We start from the raw sequence: 21,162 nt of genomic DNA, 5'->3' as shown, positions 1-21,162 counted from the left end.
GCCCATGATCCTGACTGCCCTCCCCCTGGCCCCCGGCCACGACATCCCGGGCCCCCTCCTCACCGAGCTGACCGCCCTCTACGCCTCCAACCGCGAGTTCCAGGCCCTCAGCGGCGACTTCCCGGACCCGCACGACATCCGGCCGGAGCAGGTGGCGGCGGCGCTCGCGGAACAGGCGGCGACCGAAGGGGGGGAGGTGCTGCTGGCCCGCAGCGGCGGAAGGCTGGTCGGGGTGGTCATCACCCTGGCCCGGCACCCCGACCCCGCCGACCCGGACCCCTGGATCGGCCTGCTGATGGTCGACGCGGCCGAGCAGGGGCAGGGACACGGCCGCCGGATCGCCGAGCAGATCGAGGAGCGGTTCCGGGCGGACGGCCGCACCGGCGTCCGGCTCGCCGTGCTCGACGCCAACCCCCGGGGCCTCGCGTTCTGGACGGCCCTCGGATACGAGGTGATCGGCCACCGCCCCGATCTGCAGCACGGGCGCCCCTGCGCCGTGCTGCGCAAGCCGCTGCCCCGGTTTCGCCGAGCCGCCCGCGTCGCCGTCGTCGACCCCGACGGCTCCGTCCTCCTCTTCCGGTACGTCAACCCCGACGTCGGCCCGCACTGGGCCCTGCCCGGCGGCGGAATCGAGGAAGGCGAGTCGCCCCGCGAGGGCGCCCGGCGCGAGCTGCGCGAGGAGACCGGCTGGAACGACCTGGAGCCCGGGCCCCTCCTGTGCACCTGGGAACACGCCTTCACCCGCTTCGACGTCCTCGTCCACCAGCACGAGCACATCTACGTCACCCCGGGCCCGCACCGCGAACCCGCCGGCCCCGACCTGGCCGCCGCCCACGCCGCCGACGGCATCCTCACCTGGCGCTGGTGGACCCGGCGGGAACTGCACGCGCTCGCCGAGCCCGTCTGGCCGTCCGACCTCGCCCGGCTGCTCGACGAACACGACGCGACGCACCCCGCGAGCTGACCCCGACGGCGTCCCCGGCAGGGGGAACGGACCGGACGGGACGAAGAGGCCTCAGGGGAGCTCCGGTCTGCCCTCCCCGTACAGCCAGTCCGCCCAGATGTCGTCGAAGTCCGCGTCCGGCGCCGCCTTCTCCACGTACGCCGTGAAGGCGCGCGTGTCGGCGTTCCCGTGCCGATGGGCTGCGGCCCAGCCCTGCACGATGTCGTAGAAGGCGTCGTCGCCGACCGTCTGCCGGATGCGGTGCAGCACCATCGCGCCGCGCTGGTAGACCGGGACCTCGGAGACATGGGCGGCGCTCGTCGGCTTCGCAGGCGGGAAGTCCCACAGGTTCGCGTACCGCTCGACGCCGTGGTCGTAGAGCCCGGTGAACGTCTCCTCCGCCGTGGCGCCGCCCTCGTCCTCCGCCCACAGCCACTCCGCGTAGGTCGCGAACCCCTCGTTGAGCCACATGTCCTGCCAGCTCTTCGGCGTCACGGAGTCGCCGAACCACTGATGGGCGGTCTCGTGCACCAACGTCGGCAGGTCGGGGGCGCCCGGGTAGACGGGACGGCTCTGGGTCTCCAGCGCGTACGCGGCGTCCTCGGAGCGGTCGACGATCGCCCCGGCCGACGAGAAGGGGTAGGGGCCGAAGTTGTCCTGCGCCCACTCCATCACCTCGGGCAGCCGGGCCAGCACCGCACGGCCGGCCGCCGCCTGCGTCGGGTCGACCGCGACGTACACCGGCAGACCGTCCTCGGTCGTGGAAGCGGTCACCGTGTAGACGCCGATCGCGACCGTGGCCAGATAGCTCGCCATCGGCTCCTCGGTCCGCCAGGAGAACGTCGTACGGCCGCCGCCCGCCGGCTTCCGGCTCCGCAACTCCCCGTTCGAGACGGCCGTCAGCCCCTCCGGGACGGTGACGGCGATGTCGTAGGCCGCCTTGTCGGACGGGTGGTGATCGCCCGGGAACCAGGCCATCGAGCCGACCGGCTCACCGAGGGCCAGCGCCCCGTCCGCGGTGCGCAGCCAGCCCTCCTTCGAACCGTCCGGATCGGTGATCGTGCGCGGGCTGCCGGAGTAGCGGACCGCCACCTCGAAGGTCTCGCCCTCGGCCAGCGAGTCCGAAGGACGCACGGTCAGCTCCTGGCCGTCCCGCCGGAAGTCGGCCGCCGCGCCCTCGACCGTCACCGCCGCCACCTCCATGCCCGCGAAGTCCAGGTGGAACGCGGACAGATCCCGGGTCGCGCGGGCCGTGATCACGGCGGAGCCGGTCAGCCGGCCGCCGCCCGGGTCGTAGGCGAGCGTGAGGCCGTAGTGGGAGACGTCGTAGCCGCCGTTGCCCGCCTTCGGGAAGTACGGGTCGCCCAGACCCGCGGCGCCCTCGGAGCCGCCCCCCGCACCGCCGACGCACCCGGCCAGGACCAGGCTGCACGCCAGTAACCCGGCCACGCCCGGAGCACACTTCACGGATCTGGACATGTCAGTCATCCTATGGGGACGTCCGGCGGGGACACGGGGCCGTGACACCATCGCCTACGTGCTCGACATCGGCTACGCCCTCTCCAACCGCTTCCCGGACCCCCCGCAGACGGACTACCGCCGCGCGGACGTCCGCGCCCTGCGCCACGACCTGTTCTGCGGAGACGTCTACCTCGCCGACACCAAGGCGGACCGCGAGGTGTCCACAGCCTGGGGATGGGTGCCGGTACTGGACTTCGCGTGGGCCCTGTGCGACATCGTCGAGCAGCTCGACCAGGACCCGGCGGGCTCCCGCGCCTCCCGCCCGCAGCACGCCGAACTGGACTTCACCGAGTCCACCGACCGCATGCTCTTCGAACGCCGCTTCGGATGGGTGGACGTCGAGGCCGACTGGATGCCGGCCGAGGAACCCCCGCTGACCTTCTCGCACGCCGAACTCCGCCGCGAAGCCCGCGACTTCCTGCACGACCTGCTCGCCGACCTGATCGACCTGCACGACGACCTGGGCGAGAACCCGGCCGTCTGGACGCTCCAGGCCCGCTTCCCCCGCGTCGCCTGACACCCGCCGGACCTCCCGTCAGCCCTCCACCCTGATCCCCAGCTCCGCCGCCAGCACCGGCGCCAGATCCAGCAGCTGGGCCGCGCTGATCACCGCGCCCGACAACCGGCCCACACCGCCCGCGATGCCCAGCTCCACCGCCCCCCGCAGATCCACGTCGGTCAGCGTCGCCGCCGTGAAGTCCGCGGACTTCACGGTGCAGTCGACGAACTCGACGCGCTCCAGACGCGCACCCCCGAAATCCGGCTCGACCAGGACGCATCCCTCGAAGACGACGTCCCGCAAACGCGCCTGACGCAGATTCAGATAGTCGATCTTGCCGCCGCGCACCACCACCCGCTCCAGCACCGCCCCGTACAGCTGCGCACCGCCCAGGCGGGCATCGCGCACCTCCACGTCACGCAGCGTCGCCTCCGCCAGATCCGTGCCGACGCCGCGCAGACCGGTGAGGACGGAGTCCAGGACCCGGGCCCCCCGCAACCGCGTCCCGTCCAGCGCGCACCCCGTCACCGCACAGTCCATGAACCGGGCGCCTCCGCCGTCCTGCCCCGTCAGATCCAGCTCACGGAACTCCACGCCGTCGTAGTCCCCGTCCGGCTCCAGCTCCCCGTCCGCGAACGGCTCGAGCGCCGGCAGCCGCACCTCCGGCCGCCGTGCGCCCTTCACCACGGCAGCCCCTCTGCTCCCGGCCCCGCCCCTCGCCGCCGCGCCCGAGGGCGCGCCCGCCCCTGTGCCTGAACCCGTCCTCGCCATTCCCCCATGCTGCACCCCGCCACTGACAACCGCCGCCGCCCCTTGACCTCGACCGGACTTGAGGTTGAAGGCTGGAGCAGCCCGCCCCCGACACCCACCGGAGGACCGACATGCACGCCATCCGCCTTCACGCCTTCGGCCCGGCCGAGAACCTCCGCTACGAGGAAGCGGACGACCCCGTGCCCGGCCCCGGCCAGGTCCGCATCGCCGTCGAGGCCGCCGGCGTCCACCTCCTCGACGCCGCCCTGCGCGAGGGCGCACCCGGACCCGCGCCCCTCCCCGCCGACCTGCCCACCGTCCCCGGCCGCGAAGTCGCCGGCGTCGTCGACGCCCTCGGCGAGGACACCCCTGACAGCTGGCTCGGCAGACCCGTCGTCGCCCACCTCGGCTTCGTCCCCGGCGGCTACGCCGAACTCGCCGTCACCGACGCCGAACGCCTGCACGAGATCCCGGCCGGCCTGAACGCCGCGCAGGCCGTCGCCATGATCGGCACCGGGCGCACCGCCCTCGGAATCGCGCAGTTCGCCGACCTCGGACCGCACTCCGTCGCCCTGATACCCGCAGCCGCCGGCGGCATCGGCACCCTCCTCGTGCAGCACGCCCGCAACGCCGGCGCCACCGTCGTCGGCCTCGCCGGCGGCCCGCACAAGACAGCCCTCGTCGAAGCCGCCGGCGCCGACCTCGCCGTCGACTACACCGACCCCGCCTGGCCCGCCCTGATCCGCGCCCGCCTCGGCGCCCACGCCGTCACCGTCGTCTTCGACGGAGTGGGCGCAGACGTCGCCCGCGAAGCCGTCGCACTCCTCGCCCCCGGCGGACGGCACCTGGTCTTCGGCTGGTCCGCCGAAGGCATCCTCGACGGCAAGGGCCACTTCGTCGACGGCGTCTCCCACCCGGTGCTCGGTCCCGCCATGCTCGAGAAGGCCGGCGGCCTGCGCGCCCTCGAAGAACGGGCCCTCGCCGAAGCGGCCGCCGGCCGCCTCACCCCGGCCGTGCACCCCTTCCCCCTCGCCGAAGCCGCCGCAGCCCACCGCGCCCTCGAAACCCGCCGGACCACCGGCAAGGTCGTCCTCATCCCCTGACCCCGCCCCCCGGTCGCACCGCCGCCGTCCGCTCCGGATCCCGCGCCCTTCCCCGCCCCCTGACCAGCGGGAAACACGCCAGCCCGATCAACACGGACACGAAATGACCGAAGTCCGTGAACGTCGGCCCCTCCGCCAGCGGAAGACCGTAGAAGACCAGGACCACCACGAGATACGCGTACCGCCACGGCGAACGGATCCCGTAGAACAGCACCGCCACCACACCCGACAACGCGTAACTCACCCCCACGTCCAGCGTCTCCGCCGACGACGGCGGGGCCACCCCCTCCCCGATCGCCACCGCCAGCGCCCCCTCGCTCACCAACGTCGCCAGCACATGCGCCGCCGCGCACACCGCCAGCCACCGCGCCGTCCCCAGCCAGCGCTCCACCCGGGCGTGGAACACCGTGTACAGCACCGCGTACGGCGCCCAGAACCCCCCGTCGATCCACATCGCGCTCGCCACCAGCACCCGCACCGGATGCCGCGACAGCTCATGGATGTTCGTCGACCGCTGCCGCAGAAACTCCTGCTCGAACTCCGGGGACATACGGTGCAGCGCCACCGTCGTGACGAACAGGACCGCCAGCCACACATACGTGCCGGGCGCACTGCGGACATACGCCCACACCGCCCGCCCGACCCCGGAAAACCCCCTGAGCCCGCTCACCCGGCCCAGTATCGTCCCCGAGGTGATCGACGTTCCCGCCGCACTCGCCGCAGAACAGGTGAAGTACAACGGCCCGGCAGGCCACGCCTTCATCACCGCCCTCCCGGACCTCGCGCAGAGCTTCCTCGACCGTTGGCGGCTACGGCTGGACGGCCCGTCCATGCACGGCGTGAGCGCCCTCGTCCTGCCCGTCACCACCGCCGACGGCGCCCCAGCCGTCCTCAAACTGCAGATCCTCGACGAGGAGAGCGCCGGCGAACCCGTCGCCCTGCGCCTCTGGGACGGCGACCACGCCGTCCGGCTCCTCCGGCACGACGAACCGACCGCCGCCATGCTCCTCGAACGCCTCGACCCCACCCGCATGCTGTCCCACCTGGACGACGTCCACGAGGCGGTCCTCGTCATCGCCGGCCTGCTGGCCCGCCTGACGGCCCTCCCCGCCCCGAAGGACATGCGCCGCCTGGCCGACATCGCCCACGCCATGCTGGAACAGACTCCCCACGCCCTGAAACACGTTTCCGACCCGGCCGACCGCCGTCTGACAGCCGACTGCGCGGCCGCCCTGAGCGAGGTCGTCGCCGAACCGGGCGACCGGCTCCTGCACTGGGACCTGCACTACGAGAACGTCCTCGCCGCCGACCGCGCCCCCTGGCTCGCCATCGACCCCAAGCCCCTCGCCGGCGACCCCGGCTTCGAACTCCTGCCCGCGATCGTCGACCGCTACGACCCGGCGGACGTGCGCTGGCGCTTCGACGCGCTGACCGGCGTCCTCGGCCTCGACCGGGACAGGGCCCGCGCCTGGACCCTCGCCCGCGTCCTCCAGGACTGCCTGTGGGAGATCGAGGACGGCCGCCCCCCGGAGCCGAGAAGGCTGGAGACAGCCCGCCTCCTCCGACGAGCCTGACGGCACGCCGCCCAGCCGAAAGAAACAAAGAAGCCCAGGTCAGAAACATCCTGACCTGGGCTTTCCGTTGAGCCCCCTGTCGGATTCGAACCGACGACCTACGCATTACAAGTGCGGCGCTCTGGCCAGCTGAGCTAAGGAGGCACCGCGCGTGACGACACCGCACGCGAGGGCGGCTCCACTGTACACAGCCCCTGTTTCTGAAGGCCACGGGCTTCTGCCCTCCGCACCGAGCACTGCTCTGCCTCGTTCGAGAATTTCCGCGAAGTTCACATGCCTTCGGGTACTGACAGATCCGGCGAACGCGAGGTAGCGTCCTGACCCAGTTCGCTCACGTGGACTACACCAACCACCTTCCTACAACGGATCGTCCGGCACGTTCCTGCCGGTAGAAGGGGGCCTCTGAGCCATGGCCACTGTTACGTTCGACAAGGCGACCCGGATTTACCCGGGCTCCACGAAGCCCGCCGTCGACGCGCTCGAGATCGACATCGCGGACGGCGAGTTCCTCGTCCTGGTCGGCCCGTCCGGCTGCGGCAAGTCCACCTCGCTCCGCATGCTCGCGGGGCTCGAGGACGTCAACGGCGGCGCGATCCGCATCGGCGACCGCGACGTCACCCACCTGCCGCCGAAGGACCGGGACATCGCCATGGTGTTCCAGAACTACGCGCTGTACCCGCACATGTCGGTCGCCGACAACATGGGCTTCGCCCTGAAGATCGCCGGCGTGAACAAGGCGGAGATCCGGCAGAAGGTCGAGGAGGCCGCCAAGATCCTCGACCTGACCGAGTACCTGGACCGCAAGCCGAAGGCCCTCTCCGGCGGTCAGCGCCAGCGTGTGGCGATGGGCCGCGCCATCGTGCGCGAGCCGCAGGTGTTCCTCATGGACGAGCCGCTGTCGAACCTGGACGCCAAGCTCCGTGTGTCGACGCGTACGCAGATCGCGTCGCTGCAGCGCCGTCTCGGCATCACCACCGTGTACGTCACCCACGACCAGGTCGAGGCCCTGACGATGGGCGACCGTGTGGCGGTGCTGAAGGACGGCCTGCTGCAGCAGGTCGACACCCCGCGCAACATGTACGACAAGCCCGCGAACCTGTTCGTGGCCGGCTTCATCGGTTCGCCCGCGATGAACCTCGTCGAGGTGCCGATCACGGACGGCGGCGTGAAGTTCGGCAACTCGGTGGTGCCGGTGCAGCGCGACGCGCTGGCCGCCGCCACCGACAAGACGGTCACGGTGGGCGTCCGTCCGGAGCACTTCGACGTGGCCACCGGCGTGGAGAAGGGTCTCGCGGTCACGGTGAACGTGGTCGAGGAGCTCGGCTCGGACGCCTTCGTCTACGGCAGCGCCCAGGTGGGCGACGAGACGAAGGACCTCGTCGTGCGCGTCGGCGGCCGTGACGTCCCGGAGAAGGGCAGCACGCTGCACGTCGTCCCGCGCGCCGGCGAGACTCACGTGTTCTCCACGTCGACGGGCGCGCGTCTCTCGGACTGACCGGCCCCGCCGGAACGACTGATCCCGGAACGACTGATCGGCCGACCGACTGACGGACCGGTGAGTCCTACGACGGTGAAAGGCGCCTGATTAAACTCCGGCGCTTCACCCTGGGCGGTGAAAAAGGCCCCGCAGCCTGCTGCGGGGCCTTTTTCCGTGCGCGCAGAATCCCCGGCAGAGCGGACATTTCGATGCGCGGCCGTCAACGCCTTACCCGAAAAGGAGCACAGCTCCATCCCCCGTACGGGTGACTCATTGTCGCGGGCTCATTACTGCACGCTACCCTCTCACGCGTGAAGCACTCCGCGAACCACTCCACCACCCAGCGCACGCGCAGCGGCCGGGGCGGCCCAGCCCGCCGGATCGGCCGCTCGCTCGCTCTCGTCCTGCCCGTCGTCATGGTGCTCTCCGGGACCCTCGCGGTCACCCGGGTCAACTGGTCGGGGAACCCCTCGGATTCGGTGCTCACCGCCTCCGACGTCTCCGCCGCGCACCAGTCCTCGCACAAGGCCGCCAAGGCCCCGCAGGACGTGTTGCGCGACCAGTTGCTGTCCGAGCTCCAGGAGAGGGATCCGGGCGTCGCCCTGACCCATCTCCAGGCCGCCGTGAACGGCAAGCCGTCGTTGGCGCGGCACTGTTCGTCCATCGCCCGTGCACTGGGCCGCGCCGCGGTCCGCATGTACGGACCGTCGCGGGCGCAGTCGTACTCCCGCCCGGTGTGCGACACGGCCTTCGCGTCGGGCGTGCTGGCGGCGCGCGGCTGAGGGGCCGCCGGGCGCCCGGCGCCCTCTCCGGACCGTGCGGCTCCCCTCCCGCCGGGGGAGCCGCACGCCTGCCTGCGCGCGGGCGGCACGTACAGTGCGGTCATGACCGATCCGCACGCCGCGTCCCGTCCCACGCAAGCCGTCATCCTGGCCGGTGGCCAGGGGTCGCGGCTGCGTCCCTACACCGACGACCGGCCCAAGCCGATGGTCGAGATCCCCGGCACGGGGACGCCGATCATCGGCCATCAGCTCGTCTGGCTCGCCGAGGAGGGCGTGACGGACGTCGTCGTCTCCTGCGGGCATCTCGCCGAGGTGCTGCAGGACTGGCTGAAGACGGCCGATCTGCCCGTGAACGTCACCACCGTCGTGGAGACCGAGCCGCTGGGCCGTGGCGGCGGCCTGAAGTACGCGGCCGCTCGGCTCCCCCGTCCCGACCGGCCCTGGTACGCCACGAACGGCGACATCTGGACCCGCTTCTCGCTGCGCGAGATGGCCGACTTCCACGCCGAGCGCGATGCGATAGCGACGCTGGCCCTGGCGCGCCCGCGCATTCCGTGGGGTGCGGTGCAGACGGACGGCTTCGGTCACATCACGGACTTCATCGAGGCGCCGCCGACGACGTATGAGATCAACGCGGGCGTGTACGTCTTCTCGCCGGCGTTCGCCGGGCTGCTGCCGGAGCGCGGCGACCATGAGCGCACGACGTTCCCCCATCTCGCGCGTGAGCGGCGGCTGGCGGGCTTCCCGATTCCGCAGGGCGCGTACTGGCGGGCGATCGACACCGCGAAGGATCTGACGGAGGCGGCGAAGGAGCTGGCGACGCTGGGTCGCTGAGAGTCGGACGGGGCCGGCCGCGAGGTTCGAAAGCCCCCTGGACGCCGACAAGGGTGCCGTGCGCGGTGAGCGCGCGGCACCCTTTCGCGTTTCTCCGGAGGTTCCCTGGGGGCTCCCTGGGGGTTCTCGGGCCGGTCGGGCTAGCCGAGGAGGCCGCCGACGAGGCCGGGCTGGCCGGAGGAGGTGGAGCCGCCGCCGTTCGAGCCGCCGTCCGAACCGCCGGAGCTGCTGGCGGAGCCGCCCGAGCTGGGGCCGGAGCTGGTGCTGGGGGCCTGCTCCTGCGGCGCGGAGTGCTCGGGCGGGGCCTGGCCGGCGGTGCCCTGGGTCTGGCTGGGCGCTCCGCCGCCGACGCCGGAGGTGTCGGTGTCGCGCGACTCGGAGGGTTCGCTGTCGGCGCCCGCCGTCGGGGCGGCCGAGGTGGCGTCCTGGGTGGGCGAGGTGGAGGCGGCCGGCTTGCGGGACGCCTTGTGGGCGCCTGACTTCCCGGGCAGGGGGGAGCCGGGCAGTTCGTTGCGCGGGGGCTCGCCGGGGCCGGGGACGATCACCCGGTCGGCGTCGCGGACGGCGCCGCCGAGCAGGGAGCCGGTCAGCAGGGTCAGTCCGACGACGATCGCGGTGACGAGGGCGCCGCGGCGCAGGACGTAACGGCGCAGCTCCCACAGGTCGGAGCGGGGGCCGAGACGGCGCCAGGCGGCGGCGGCGAGGCGGCCGTCGACGGAGTAGACGGGGGCGCCCGCGATGATCAGCGGCGACCAGGCGGCGAGATAGATGATGTGGGGCGTGTCGTAGACCGGCGTGGTCTTCCAGCTGACGGTGACGATGAGCGCGGCGGAGAGCCCGGCGCCGACGACCGCGGCGATGCGCTGCCAGCAGCCGAGGACGGTGAGGACGCCCACGACGACCTGGAGGAAGGCGATGACGAGGCCGGAGCCGACGGGGTGGTGGAGGGCGAACTGACGCAGGGGCTCGGCGACTTCCCAGGGGTGCAGGGTGTTCAGCCACTTCACCATGGAGCCGCGCTCGCCGCCGTCGAAGTAGACGGGGTCGCAGAGCTTGCCCATGCCGGCGTAGATGGAGATGAAGCCGAGGAAGATGCGCAGCGGGAGGAGGACCACGCCGAGGTTCATCCGGCGGCCCGGGAAGTACGCGTGGCGGGCGGGGTCTTCGGCGTGCCGCCGGCCGCGGGGGGCGCGTGCCCGGTCCGGGTCGGGGTCGGCGCCGGTGGGGGCGAAGTCCTCGAACTGGGCGTCGTCGTAGGCGGGTTCGTCGTAGGCGCTGCCCACGGTGCGCATGTGCGGCAGGATGCGGTGTTCGCCTGCGGCGGGACGGCGCTGGGCGCCGACGACGGGCGTCTCGAGGGTCTGCGCGGCGAGGTCGCCGTCGTATCCGCGGCCGCCGTCGTATCCGCGGTCGTCGACGCCGACGCGGGGGATGACCTGGGTGGCTCCGGCGTCGGCGGCGGGGGGCTCGCCGTGGCCGACGCTGCCTGCCCGCACGGCCTGGAGCAGTCGATGGGCGCCGGTGTCGTCGGGGGCGGACTTGCCGCTCCAGACGACGGCCCGCCGACGGCCCGCGGAGGCGGCGCCCGCTCTGCGCACCGCCCCGACGGCGGCCATGCGCGCGGTGTCATCGATGGCGCTCACATGCCGGGCGATCCGCGGGGATTGGTTACGCCGCGTCGACGCGGCCAGCTGCACGCGGAAGCTCGCATGGCTGACGATGATCTGCGCCGGGTCGCTCGGCACCTTCACCATGCTCAGCGCGGGAGCGTCGTCGAAACCCGACGAGCGGTCCCCCGTGGGTGTGCGGGGTGTTCTGGTGTCCACACTCATCTAACCGAGTGACGTGTGGTTAGGACACTGCTTTGACCCGCCGGATCTGTCCGGACCCCGTCAAGGTTGCACTATGCGCCGGGATTAACCCGTTCGGGTGAACTCACGGACACGCGTTCCCGCGTTCCGGAGCATGTCGGCGAGCCCACCCGAGCCGCGTCAGCTCCTGCGGCGGGCCGCCTCGTACAGCACGATGCCCGCCGCCACACCGGCGTTGAGCGATTCGGCGCCGCCCGGCATCGGGATGCGGACCCGGAAGTCGCAGGTCTCGCCGACCAGTCGGGACAGCCCCTTGCCCTCGCTGCCGACGACGATGACGACCGGGCCGTCCAGCGCCTTCAGCGTGCCGACCTCGTGCTCGCCGTCGGCGGCCAGGCCGACCACCGCGATGCCGGCCTTCTTGTAGGCCTCCAGGGCCCGGGTGAGGTTGGTGGCGCGGGCGACCGGGGTGCGGGCGGCCGTGCCGGCGGAGGTCTTCCAGGCGCCGGCCGTCATCCCGGCCGCGCGGCGCTCGGGGACGACGACGCCGTGCCCGCCGAAGGCGGAGACCGAGCGGACGACGGCGCCCAGGTTGCGCGGGTCGGTGACGCCGTCGAGCGCGACGATCAGCGGGTCCTCGCCGCCGTCGTAGGCGGCGGACGCCAGGTCCTCGGGGTGCGCGTACTCGTACGGCGGGACCTGGAGGACGAGGCCCTGGTGGTTGAGGCCGTTGGTCATGCGGTCCAGCTCGGGACGCGGGGCCTCCATCAGGTGGATGCCGCCGCGCTCGCCGGCGAGCTGCAGCGCCTCGCGGACCCGCTCGTCGTTGTCGATGTACTGCTGGACGTACAGGATCGTCGCGGGCACGCCCTCGCGCAGCGCCTCGACGACCGGGTTGCGGCCGACGACCATCTCGGACGTGCCCTTGCCGCCGCGGCCTCGCGGCGCGGGCCGGCGTGCGGCCTGCTTCGCCTTGGCGTTGGCGATGCGGTTCGCCTTGTGCTTCTTGCGCATCTCGGCGGGCGGGGTCGGACCCTTGCCCTCGAGGCCCTTGCGCCGCTGGCCGCCACTGCCGACCTGCGCGCCCTTCTTGCCGGACATGCGGCGGTTGTTGGCTGCCATGTGTCTCTCGTCTCCGTGAGCTTCGTACGTATGTCTTATGCAGTGTGCCGCCCGGACGGCCGGGCGGCACAGTCGATCAAGGACCGGGGCTCCCGGCGGGGGCCCGTCGCGGCGCTAGCGCTGGCCCAGAGTCCAGCGCGGACCCTGCGGGCCGTCCTCGACGGACAAGCCGGACTGGGCGAGCTGGTCGCGGATGGCGTCCGCGGTCCCCCAGTCCTTGCGGGCGCGGGCCGACTCGCGCTGGTCGAGCACGAGCCGTACGAGGCTGTCCACCACGCCGTGCAGGTCCTCGCCGCGGGTCTCCTCGCCGGCCCACTGGGCGTCCAGCGGGTCCAGGCCGAGGACGCCGAGCATGGCGCGGACCTCGGCGAGGCGGGCCACCGCGGCTTCCTTGTCGTCGGCGGCGAGGGCCGAGTTCCCCTGGCGGACCGTGGTGTGCACGATGGCCAGCGCCTGCGGGACGCCGAGGTCGTCGTCCATCGCGTCGGCGAAGGCGGGCGGCACGTCGGCGGCCGGCTCGACGACCCCGCCGGCCTTCTCGACGACGCGCTGCACGAAGCCCTCGATCCGCGCGAACGCCGACTCGGCCTCGCGCAGGGCGTCCTCGCTGTACTCGATCATCGAGCGGTAGTGGGGCGTGCCGAGGTAGTAGCGCAGCACGATGGGCCGCCACTGCTTGACCATCTCGGAGACGAGGACGCTGTTGCCCAGCGACTTCGACATCTTCTCGCCGCTCATGGTGACCCAGGCGTTGTGCACCCAGTACCGCGCGAACTCGTCGCCGAAGGCCTTGGCCTGGGCGATCTCGTTCTCGTGGTGCGGGAAGATCAGGTCGAGGCCGCCGCCGTGGATGTCGAAGGCGGGGCCCAGGTACTTGTGCGCCATCGCCGAGCATTCGAGGTGCCAGCCGGGACGCCCGCGGCCCCACGGCGTCTCCCAGCTCGGCTCCCCCGGCTTGACGGACTTCCACAGGGCGAAGTCGCGCTGGTCGCGCTTGCCGGTCTCGCCGTCGCCCGAGGGCTGGCGCAGGTCGTCGAGGTCCTGGTTGGACAGCTCGAGGTAGCCCGGGAAGGAGCGCACGTCGAAGTAGACGTTGCCGTCCGACTCGTAGGCGTGGCCGCGCTCGATGAGGCCGCGCATCATCTCGATCATCTCCGGGACGTGCCCGGTGGCGCGGGGTTCGTAGGTGGGCGGCAGGCAACCGAGCGCCTGGTAGCCGTCGTTGAACGCGCGCTCGTTGTCGTACCCGATGGACCACCAGGGGCGGCCCTGGTCGTGCGACTTGGCGATGATCTTGTCGTCGATGTCGGTGACGTTGCGGATGAACGTGACGTCGTAGCCGCGGTGGGCGAACCAGCGGCGCATGATGTCGAAGTTCAGGCCCGAGCGGATGTGCCCGATGTGCGGGGCGGCCTGCACGGTGGCGCCACAGAGGTAGATCGAGACACAACCCGGTGTGAGCGGGGCGAAGTCACGGATCTGCCGGGCGCTGGTGTCGTACAGGCGAATAGTCACCACTCCAGGGTAGTGGGCGCGGGGCGATGTCCGACACCTCCTCCGGGCAGGCCGCTCGCGGGCCGCGGGCATCCTCCCCGGCCGGGCCGCCCGCCCGTCGCGGGACGCGGGACGGCCGGTGGCCGCGCCGCCTCGCGCCCTCGCCCGGGCGCGCTTCAGGCCTGGCGCACGACCAGAGCCGTCGCCACCGCCATCAGGCCCTCGCCGCGGCCCGGGAAGCCGAGCCCGTCCGTCGTCGCCCCGGACACGGAGACCGGCGCGCCCGCCGCCTCCGACAGCAGTTTCTGGGCCTCGTCCCGGCGCTTGCCGATCTTGGGGCGGGGTCCGACGACCTGTACGGCGACGTTGCCGATGCGGAAACCGGCCTCGCGGACGATCCGGGCCGCCTCGGTGAGCAGCGTGACGCCCGACGCGCCGGACCACTCGGGGCGGCCGGTGCCGAAGTGCTGTCCGAGGTCGCCGAGTCCGGCGGCGGAGAAGAGCGCGTTGCAGGCGGCGTGCGCGACGACGTCCGCGTCGGAGTGTCCGGCCAGTCCGGGGCCCTCGCCCTCCCACTTGAGGCCGGCGCACCACAGTTCGCGGCCGTCCTCGAAGGCGTGGATGTCGGCGCCGATGCCGACCTGCGGGAGGGGCGCGCCGCCGAAGGGCGTCTCAGAAGCCATCGTTGAGCCTCCGGCGGGTCAGGACCGCTTCGGCGAGGATCAGGTCGAGGGGCCGGGTGACCTTGAAGGCCTCCTCGTGACCGGGGACGACGACGACCGTCAGGCCGAGCTGCTCGACCATGCTCGCGTCGTCGGTGACGTTCTCCGTGACCGTCTCGTGCGCGCGGACCAGGGTGGCGCGATCGAAGCCCTGCGGGGTCTGCACGGCCCGCAGCCGGGCGCGTTCGGGCGTGGCGACGACCGGCTCGGGGTCGCCGTCGGTCTCGGCCGGCCGGACCTCCTTGACGGTGTCGGCGAGCGGCAGCGCGGGGACGACCGCCGGGGCGCCGTCGCGCACGGCCTCGATGACGGCGTCCACCGTGTCGACGGGGACGAGGGGGCGGGCGGCGTCGTGGACCAGCACGATGTCGTGGCCGGGCGGCAGGGCGTCCAGGCCGAGCTTCACGGACTCCTGGCGGGACTCGCCGCCGGGGACGACCAGGAAGTCGGTGCGGTCGGGCAGCGCGTGCGCGTCGAGCAGGGACTTCACCTCCGCCGTGCCGTCCGGTGGGGCCACGACGACGACGAGGGAGACCGCGCGGGACGCGGCGAGCGCGCGCACCGCGTGGATCAGCATGGGCGTGCCGCTCAGCGTGCGGAGCGCCTTGGGGGCGCCCGGACCGAGGCGGACACCTCGCCCGGCGGCCGGAATCACCGCCGCGGTGCGGGTCGGCGCGGGGGAGGGACGCGAATCGTCAGACATCGGTTCCTGTCAGGTTTGTGTGCTGGCCTGGCGTGGGTATGGCCTGGGAAGTGCCGGGCGCGACGCCTTGACCGGACCCTTCCGTGACGCGCCGGTCAGGCGGCAGCCCGGGCCCGGCACATCAAGTATCGGGGGATCTTCACCCTCGTGGGGCGGATCGGCCGACTCGTCGGACGGTGCGCAGCGGGGGAGGCGTTCAGAGTGGCGTGCGCAAGGTGCGCGGTGGTGTCCGAGCGCGAACATGCCGCAGCGCCCGGCGACGGGAATACGTCATCGGGCACCGCGGCAGTTCAGTGTTCCGTGCGCTGAGACCGGTCCAGGCCCGGCGTCAGGACGCGAGAACCTCGTCGAGCAGGGCTTCCGCCTTGTCCTCGTTGGTGTTCTCCGCGAGCGCGAGCTCGCTCACCAGGATCTGGCGAGCCTTGGCGAGCATGCGCTTCTCACCTGCGGAGAGTCCGCGCTCGCGCTCTCGACGCCACAGGTCACGCACGACTTCCGCGACCTTGATGACATCGCCGGAGGCGAGCTTCTCCAGATTTGCCTTGTAACGACGCGACCAGTTCGTGGGCTCCTCGGCGTACGGCGCGCGCAGCACCTCGAAGACCCGGTCCAGCCCGTCCTGACCGACCACATCACGCACGCCGACGAACTCCGCATTGTCCGCTGGCACACGTACCGTCAGATCACCCTGGGCGACCTTCAGGACCAAGTAGGTCTTGTCCACGCCTTTGATCTGGCGAGTTTCGATAGCCTCGATCAGCGCGGCCCCGTGATGGGGATAGACCACGGTGTCGCCAACCTTGAACGTCATGTGACAGGTACCCCTTCCGTGGCTATCCAGGGTAACACGGAAACTGCGGTTCCTGAATGGCGTTTTCGCAGGTCAGGGCATATCTCGGGGCTTGACAACTGCAACAGGAACGTGCTGCGGAGGGTCGCCGGAAGCGGGTATTCGCAGGTCGGAGCCACTCTCCGAGGGGGGTGAAACGCGTACGTTACACGCATCCGGAGGGCCGCCCGAACGGCTGAACGTCCACATATGTCCGCTTGCACGCGTGCGACTTACGCTACTCCGTTCGGAGCGCCTGGCCGGTTACCGTTCGTTTCCGGAATTGATCATCAGCCCTTCGGCCGGGGGCGTGATCAATTTCCCGGACGGCCTCGCATTCCTTCACGGAAAATCCGCGAGTGCGCGTCGACCGCGCTTATGTGAATGACAGACGAGCAGGCGGACGACCGGTGAAGCCAAAGTGGCCGGCGGGTTGCTTCTGACTCTTGGCACGAGAGCGACGGAAGTGACGGGGCCCACTCGAGACGCACCTAAGACGCACTCGAGACCGCTCAAGACGGGACCGAGGCGGGGCCGATCGTCTCGCGGGGCGCGTTCGCCCGGCCCGAGATCGCCGAAGAGGCGGGTCGGGTGCGGTGGCGCGGGAACGGCTCGATAACCTGAGGCCCCTGACTGATCCTTAGGGCGGCTTTTTTCGGAAGAGGGCCGCCCGTGCGTTCAAGGAGTTGCCGCCGCCGTGAGCAGCAGCCTTCGACGCGGCGCCCTCGCCGCCTCCGCCATCGCGTTCTCGATCGCCTCGCTCGCCGCCTGCGGCGCCGGAAACGACGCCCAGACCCTGGAGATCAAGCCGGACAACGCCGCCGCCAAGGTCGGCGACATCAAGCTGCAGAACGTCGTCGTGATCACCCAGCCCGACCTGGAGTCCACCGGGCCCGCCGTGATCTCGGCGACCGTCTTCAACGCCGACGACGCGCCCCAGACGCTCGAGTCCATCACCGTCGACGCCACCGGCAAGTCCGCCGAGCTCAAGCCCGCCAAGGGCAAGGGCGAGCTGACGGTCCCGGCGCACGGCTCGGTCGTCATCGGCGGCGCGAACAACGCCTCCGCCGTGCTGTCGAACAGCCGTGAGGCCGTCAAGGACGGCGACGCGCAGGACCTCACCTTCACCTTCAGCAAGACCGGCGCGGTCAAGCTGACCGCCTTCGTCGTGCCGGCCGAGGGCTACTTCTCCAGCTGGGGCCCGAGCAAGATGCCGACCCCCTCGGCGTCCGCCTCCGAGAAGGCCGCCGCGTCGCCCTCGAAGTCGGCGAGCGCGGGCGGCGCCGCCGGGTCCGGCTCCCCCTCCCCGTCCGACTCGGCCTCCGCGAGCGCCTCGAACAGCCCGGCAGCGGGCCACTGAGGCCCGTCCGCACCCCGGACACCAGAGGAGGGCGGCACCCGGACCGGGCGCCGCCCTCCTCGCGTCGCACGGCCGCCGCCCGGACCCGCACGCACGGCCTGCGGTTCACATCAAGCGGCCTACGGTTCACAGCCCGCGGCCTACGGACTACGGTTTACGGCTCGAACTTGTACCCGAGGCCGCGCACCGTCACCAGATAGCGCGGCGCGCCCGGGTCCGGCTCGATCTTGGCGCGCAGCCGCTTGACATGGACGTCGAGGGTCTTGGTGTCGCCCACGTAGTCGGCGCCCCACACCCGGTCGATGAGCTGCATGCGGGTCAGGACGCGCCCGGCGTTGCGCAACAGCATCTCCAGCAGGTCGAACTCCTTGAGCGGGAGGTCGACCTTGGAGCCGGAGACCGTCACCACGTGCCGGTCGACGTCCATCCGGACCGGTCCGGCCTCCAGGGCCGCCGGGGTCACCTCCTCGGGCTCGCCGCGCCGGCGCAGGACCGCCCGGATGCGGGCGACCAGCTCGCGCGAGGAGAAGGGCTTGGTGACGTAGTCGTCGGCCCCTATCTCCAGGCCGACGACCTTGTCGATCTCGCTGTCCTTGGCGGTCACCATGATCACGGGGACGTTGGAGCGGCCGCGCAGCTGGCGGCAGACCTCCGTGCCGGGCAGCCCCGGCAGCATCAGGTCGAGGAGCACGAGGTCGGCGCCGTTGCGCTCGAACTCGTCGAGTCCGTCGGGCCCGGTGGTCGCGACGGCGACCTCGAAGCCCTCCTTGCGGAGCATGTAGGACAGGGCGTCGGAGAAGGACTCCTCGTCCTCGACGACGAGCACTCGGGTCACGGAAGGACCTCCGGGGCGGAAAGCGTCTGGTACGCGGTCGAATCGGGGGATGAGGCGCGGGACGGGGCCCGGGGCGAGGGATGGGAGGAGGGGATGGTGACGTCGTCGAGGTCGTCGACGTCGTCGACCTCGTCCGGGTCCGGACAGCGGTCCGCGCGGTCGCGGGGCGCGCCCGCCTCCGGCAGTCGCAGGGTGAACGTGGAGCCCTGGTTCTCGGCGCTCCACACCGTGACCTCCCCGCCGTGCGAGGCGGCCACGTGCTTGACGATCGCCAGCCCGAGGCCCGTGCCGCCGGTGGCACGGGAGCGGGCCGGGTCGACGCGGTAGAAGCGCTCGAAGATGCGCTCCTTGTCCTTGTCGGAGATGCCGATGCCCTGGTCGGTCACGGCGATCTCGATCTGGTCCCCGCCCGGCGCGCTCACCCGGCGGGCGGCTATGCCGACGCGGGTGCGGGCGGGCGAGTAGTTGACGGCGTTCTCGACGAGGTTGCCGAGGGCGGCGGCCAGCTGGCCGCGGTTGCCCCAGACGCGCAGCCCGGCGGCCGCGTCGTCGTGCGGTGCGCCGGACGGGTCGAGCCCGTCGGGCGCGCCCAGGTTCGACGCCATGGTGATCTGCTTGGCGCCGGCCTGGTGCCGGCAGCGGTCGACGGCCTCGGCGACGAGATCGGCCACGCCGACCGGCTCCGCGTCCTCTAGCGGGTCGTCGTTCTGCACCCTCGACAGATCGATCAGCTCCTGGACCAGGCTGGTCAGCCGGGTCGCCTCGATCTGCATACGGCCGGCGAACCTCTCCACCGCCTCCGGGTCCTCCGAGGCGTCCATGACGGCCTCGGAGAGGAGAGAGAGCGCGCCGACCGGGGTCTTCAGCTCATGACTGACGTTCGCCACGAAGTCCCGCCGGACCGCCTCGATGCGACGGGCCTCGGTGAGGTCCTCCACCAGGAGCAGCACCAGCCGGGAGCCCAGCGGGGCCACCCGGGCGGACACCGCGAGGGCCTCGCCGCGCCCGGTCCCGCGCCGCGGAAGGTCCAGCTCGACCTGGCGTATCTCCCCGTCGCGCCGGGTGTCTCTGGCCATCTTGAGCATGGGCTCCACGCTGAGCCGGCCGCCGCGTACCAGCCCGAGGGCGTAGGCGGCGGAGCTGGCCTTGACGACGGCGTCGGCCTCGTCGAGCACGACCGCGGAGGACCGCAGGACGGACAGGACGGTGTCCACGCCGGGCGGCAGCATGGGGTCCGTGTGCAGCGAGGTGCGTGTGGGGCGCTTCTGCTCCCGCTCGCTCCAGCGGAACGCCAGCACGGCGATGACACCGGTGAGCACACCGGCGATCGCTGCCGCTGCGGCGACCGCCGCGTTCACGTTCATGCCCTCAGGTTAGGCACGCCATCCGTCCTGGCCACAGCTACGGAGGTGCGACCTCGAACACTCGTCGCCCAGAGTTCACCTTGGAGCCAGTGGTGGTTCATTTGGGGTGACGGAAATCGACGCGTACGGGGCGGACCGTGGCACCGTGGGGCCCGGAGCCCGAGAAGGACCCGGACTTCAGCAGGAGCGGACCCCGGCGAACCCGAGCCCGAACCCGAACCGAACCCCGAGAACGACGTACGAGAGGGAACCCTGATGCGGGACGCGTACCACGAGGAACTGGACTCGATCGGCGACAGCCTGGTGGAGATGGCCCGGCTGGTCGGGTCGGCGATCGGACGCGCCACGACCGCCATCCTCGACTCCGATCTGAAACTGGCCGAGAGCGTGATCGAGGCCGACCAGCGGGTCGACGAGCTGCAGCACGACCTGGAGGCGCGGGCCATAGCGCTGCTGGCCCGGCAGCAGCCGGTGGCGACGGACCTGCGGATCGTCGTCACGTCCCTGCGGATGTCGGCCGACCTGGAGCGGTCCGGCGACCTCGCCCAGCACGTGGCGAAGCTGGCCCGGCTGCGCTTCCCCAGCCGCGCGGTCCCGCACGACCTGCACGCCACGATCCTGGAGATGGGCCAGCTCGCGCAGCGCCTGATGGCGAAGGCGGCCGAGGTCATCATCACGAAGGACGTCGACCTGGCGCTCCAGCTGGAGCAGGACGACGACGAGATGGACCTGCTGCACCGCACGCTCTTCCAGCACCTGCTGGACGACAAGTGGAGGCACGGCATCGAGACCGCGGTCGACGTGACCCTGCTCGGCCGCTACTACGAGCGGTTCGCCGACCACGCGGTGGCCGTCGCGAAGCGTGTGGTGTTCCTGGTGACGGGCGAGCACGCGGACGAGCTCCAGCCCGACCTGCAGCCGGAGATCCAGCCGACGGCGGGCACGGACGTCACGGGCGCCGACGCCGGGGCCGAGGCGTAGGACGTAGGACGGGCGGGGCCGAGGGGCGGGACCGAGGCGCAGAACCGGCGGGGCCGAGGCGCCTGACGGACGAGGCCGGGGTCTCGGCCGCGGCGGGGCGTGACGTCGACCGGGGGGAGCGGTCGGGCCTGGCGTGGGCGGGGCGTGCCGGATCCGGCTCAGGGCGTGCGCAAGCCACTGTGCGCCGTTGATGCGCCCAGGGGAACGGGCATGGAATGGGCACAGGCCCTACGCCTCCGGGAGGAACCCATGGCCGAGTCCCCCAGCGCTCCGACGTCCGACCCCACCCAGGAACACCCGACCGAGCAGCCCGCCGAGATCAGGAACCTGATGTTGATCGGCGCGTGCGGCTGCGGCTCCGGGTGCGGCTGCGGCTGCCAGTCGGGCAGCCCCTGCCAGTGCGGCTGAGGACCACGAAGCCACATATGCCGGACGAGGGCTCCGGCGCCGGACGTCCG

21 protein-coding genes and 1 tRNA gene are annotated in these 21,162 nt (G+C 72.0%); 10 read left to right on the top strand and 12 right to left on the bottom strand.

Going from position 1 to position 21,162, the window contains the following annotated elements:
* The first annotated feature begins 4 nt into the window (after window positions 1–4).
* Window positions 5–964 carry a bifunctional GNAT family N-acetyltransferase/NUDIX hydrolase gene (locus ABT300_RS12095; RefSeq protein WP_351674274.1) on the top strand — a complete coding sequence of 320 codons (960 nt, stop codon included), beginning with the start codon at window positions 5–7 and terminating at the stop codon, window positions 962–964.
* 51 nt (window positions 965–1,015) lie between these two features.
* On the opposite strand, the gene ABT300_RS12090 is transcribed toward ABT300_RS12095, so the two are convergent.
* Window positions 1,016–2,422: a M1 family metallopeptidase gene (locus tag ABT300_RS12090; protein ID WP_351674273.1), complete on the bottom strand. Its 1,407-nt coding sequence runs from the start codon at window positions 2,420–2,422 to the stop codon at window positions 1,016–1,018.
* Window positions 2,423–2,480: 58 nt separating this feature from the next.
* Here ABT300_RS12090 and ABT300_RS12085 point away from each other — a divergent pair, with 58 nt between their 5' ends.
* Window positions 2,481–2,981, top strand: coding sequence for a hypothetical protein (locus tag ABT300_RS12085; protein ID WP_351674317.1), 501 nt, complete (start codon window positions 2,481–2,483; stop codon window positions 2,979–2,981).
* A gap of 18 nt (window positions 2,982–2,999) precedes the next feature.
* On the opposite strand, the gene ABT300_RS12080 is transcribed toward ABT300_RS12085, so the two are convergent.
* Window positions 3,000–3,734, bottom strand: a complete 735-nt coding sequence (locus ABT300_RS12080; RefSeq protein ID WP_351674272.1) for a pentapeptide repeat-containing protein — start codon at window positions 3,732–3,734, stop codon at window positions 3,000–3,002.
* Between the two features lie 110 nt (window positions 3,735–3,844).
* On the opposite strand from ABT300_RS12080, the gene ABT300_RS12075 reads away from it, so the two are divergent.
* The gene (locus ABT300_RS12075; RefSeq protein WP_351674271.1) at window positions 3,845–4,816 is read left to right on the top strand and encodes a zinc-binding dehydrogenase; all 972 of its coding nucleotides are present in this window, start codon (window positions 3,845–3,847) and stop codon (window positions 4,814–4,816) included.
* On the opposite strand, the gene ABT300_RS12070 is transcribed toward ABT300_RS12075, so the two are convergent.
* Entirely contained in the window at window positions 4,806–5,486 is a 681-nt protein-coding gene (locus ABT300_RS12070) for a rhomboid-like protein (protein ID WP_351674270.1), read from the bottom strand. The two genes, ABT300_RS12075 and ABT300_RS12070, sit on opposite strands and share 11 nt — an antisense overlap.
* 10 nt (window positions 5,487–5,496) lie before the next feature.
* Between ABT300_RS12070 and ABT300_RS12065 the strand changes: the two genes are divergently transcribed.
* Window positions 5,497–6,390 carry an aminoglycoside phosphotransferase family protein gene (locus tag ABT300_RS12065; protein WP_502977924.1) on the top strand — a complete coding sequence of 298 codons (894 nt, stop codon included), beginning with the start codon at window positions 5,497–5,499 and terminating at the stop codon, window positions 6,388–6,390.
* A gap of 70 nt (window positions 6,391–6,460) precedes the next feature.
* Here ABT300_RS12065 and ABT300_RS12060 read toward each other — a convergent pair.
* Window positions 6,461–6,534 (bottom strand) — tRNA-Thr (locus ABT300_RS12060).
* Window positions 6,535–6,799: 265 nt separating this feature from the next.
* On the opposite strand from ABT300_RS12060, the gene ABT300_RS12055 reads away from it, so the two are divergent.
* The 3 genes from ABT300_RS12055 (at window position 6,800) to ABT300_RS12045 (ending at window position 9,483) form a co-directional block, all read left to right on the top strand.
* Window positions 6,800–7,885 (top strand): ABC transporter ATP-binding protein, encoded by a 1,086-nt coding sequence (locus ABT300_RS12055; RefSeq protein WP_306951086.1) that lies wholly within the window; start codon window positions 6,800–6,802, stop codon window positions 7,883–7,885.
* Between the two features lie 293 nt (window positions 7,886–8,178).
* A complete protein-coding gene (locus ABT300_RS12050) occupies window positions 8,179–8,649 on the top strand; it encodes a hypothetical protein (protein WP_351674266.1) in 471 nt (156 codons plus the stop codon).
* 102 nt (window positions 8,650–8,751) lie between these two features.
* On the top strand, window positions 8,752–9,483 hold the full coding sequence (locus ABT300_RS12045; protein ID WP_319278038.1) for a nucleotidyltransferase family protein: 732 nt from the start codon (window positions 8,752–8,754) through the stop codon (window positions 9,481–9,483).
* A 140-nt stretch (window positions 9,484–9,623) separates the two neighbouring features.
* On the opposite strand, the gene ABT300_RS12040 is transcribed toward ABT300_RS12045, so the two are convergent.
* The 6 genes from ABT300_RS12040 to ABT300_RS12015 form a co-directional block, all read right to left on the bottom strand.
* Window positions 9,624–11,315: a DoxX family protein gene (locus ABT300_RS12040; RefSeq protein ID WP_351674264.1), complete on the bottom strand. Its 1,692-nt coding sequence runs from the start codon at window positions 11,313–11,315 to the stop codon at window positions 9,624–9,626.
* 159 nt (window positions 11,316–11,474) lie between these two features.
* Window positions 11,475–12,416 carry a 23S rRNA (guanosine(2251)-2'-O)-methyltransferase RlmB gene (gene rlmB, locus ABT300_RS12035; protein ID WP_351674262.1) on the bottom strand — a complete coding sequence of 314 codons (942 nt, stop codon included), beginning with the start codon at window positions 12,414–12,416 and terminating at the stop codon, window positions 11,475–11,477.
* A 114-nt stretch (window positions 12,417–12,530) separates the two neighbouring features.
* Entirely contained in the window at window positions 12,531–13,931 is a 1,401-nt protein-coding gene (gene cysS, locus ABT300_RS12030; RefSeq protein ID WP_351674261.1) for a cysteine--tRNA ligase, read from the bottom strand.
* Window positions 13,932–14,086: 155 nt separating this feature from the next.
* Window positions 14,087–14,593: a 2-C-methyl-D-erythritol 2,4-cyclodiphosphate synthase gene (gene ispF / locus ABT300_RS12025; RefSeq protein ID WP_351674259.1), complete on the bottom strand. Its 507-nt coding sequence runs from the start codon at window positions 14,591–14,593 to the stop codon at window positions 14,087–14,089.
* On the bottom strand, window positions 14,583–15,335 hold the full coding sequence (gene ispD, locus ABT300_RS12020) for a 2-C-methyl-D-erythritol 4-phosphate cytidylyltransferase (protein WP_319278029.1): 753 nt from the start codon (window positions 15,333–15,335) through the stop codon (window positions 14,583–14,585). Before ispD ends, ispF begins: the two co-directional genes overlap by 11 nt.
* A 328-nt stretch (window positions 15,336–15,663) precedes the next feature.
* Complete coding sequence (locus ABT300_RS12015; protein ID WP_003953493.1) at window positions 15,664–16,146, bottom strand: CarD family transcriptional regulator; 483 nt, start codon at window positions 16,144–16,146, stop codon at window positions 15,664–15,666.
* A 715-nt stretch (window positions 16,147–16,861) separates the two neighbouring features.
* Between ABT300_RS12015 and ABT300_RS12010 the strand changes: the two genes are divergently transcribed.
* Window positions 16,862–17,524, top strand: coding sequence for a copper chaperone PCu(A)C domain-containing protein (locus ABT300_RS12010; protein WP_351674257.1), 663 nt, complete (start codon window positions 16,862–16,864; stop codon window positions 17,522–17,524).
* A gap of 154 nt (window positions 17,525–17,678) precedes the next feature.
* Here ABT300_RS12010 and phoP read toward each other — a convergent pair whose 3' ends face one another.
* Both phoP and phoR read right to left on the bottom strand, forming a co-directional pair.
* Window positions 17,679–18,350 carry a two-component system response regulator PhoP gene (gene phoP, locus ABT300_RS12005; RefSeq protein WP_004000192.1) on the bottom strand — a complete coding sequence of 224 codons (672 nt, stop codon included), beginning with the start codon at window positions 18,348–18,350 and terminating at the stop codon, window positions 17,679–17,681.
* Window positions 18,351–18,355: 5 nt separating this feature from the next.
* Complete coding sequence (gene phoR / locus ABT300_RS12000) at window positions 18,356–19,723, bottom strand: two-component system sensor histidine kinase PhoR (protein ID WP_351674255.1); 1,368 nt, start codon at window positions 19,721–19,723, stop codon at window positions 18,356–18,358.
* A 255-nt stretch (window positions 19,724–19,978) separates the two neighbouring features.
* On the opposite strand from phoR, the gene phoU reads away from it, so the two are divergent.
* A complete protein-coding gene (phoU, locus tag ABT300_RS11995; RefSeq protein ID WP_351674253.1) occupies window positions 19,979–20,704 on the top strand; it encodes a phosphate signaling complex protein PhoU in 726 nt (241 codons plus the stop codon).
* 249 nt (window positions 20,705–20,953) lie between these two features.
* Window positions 20,954–21,112 (top strand): hypothetical protein, encoded by a 159-nt coding sequence (locus tag ABT300_RS11990; RefSeq protein WP_199863797.1) that lies wholly within the window; start codon window positions 20,954–20,956, stop codon window positions 21,110–21,112.
* The last annotated feature ends 50 nt before the right edge of the window (window positions 21,113–21,162 follow it).

Origin of the sequence: Streptomyces sp. NPDC001027 (genome assembly GCF_040299045.1) — a bacterium.
Taxonomy (GTDB): Bacteria; Actinomycetota; Actinomycetes; order Streptomycetales; family Streptomycetaceae; genus Streptomyces.
This window is presented reverse-complemented; position numbering and strand designations above follow the sequence as displayed.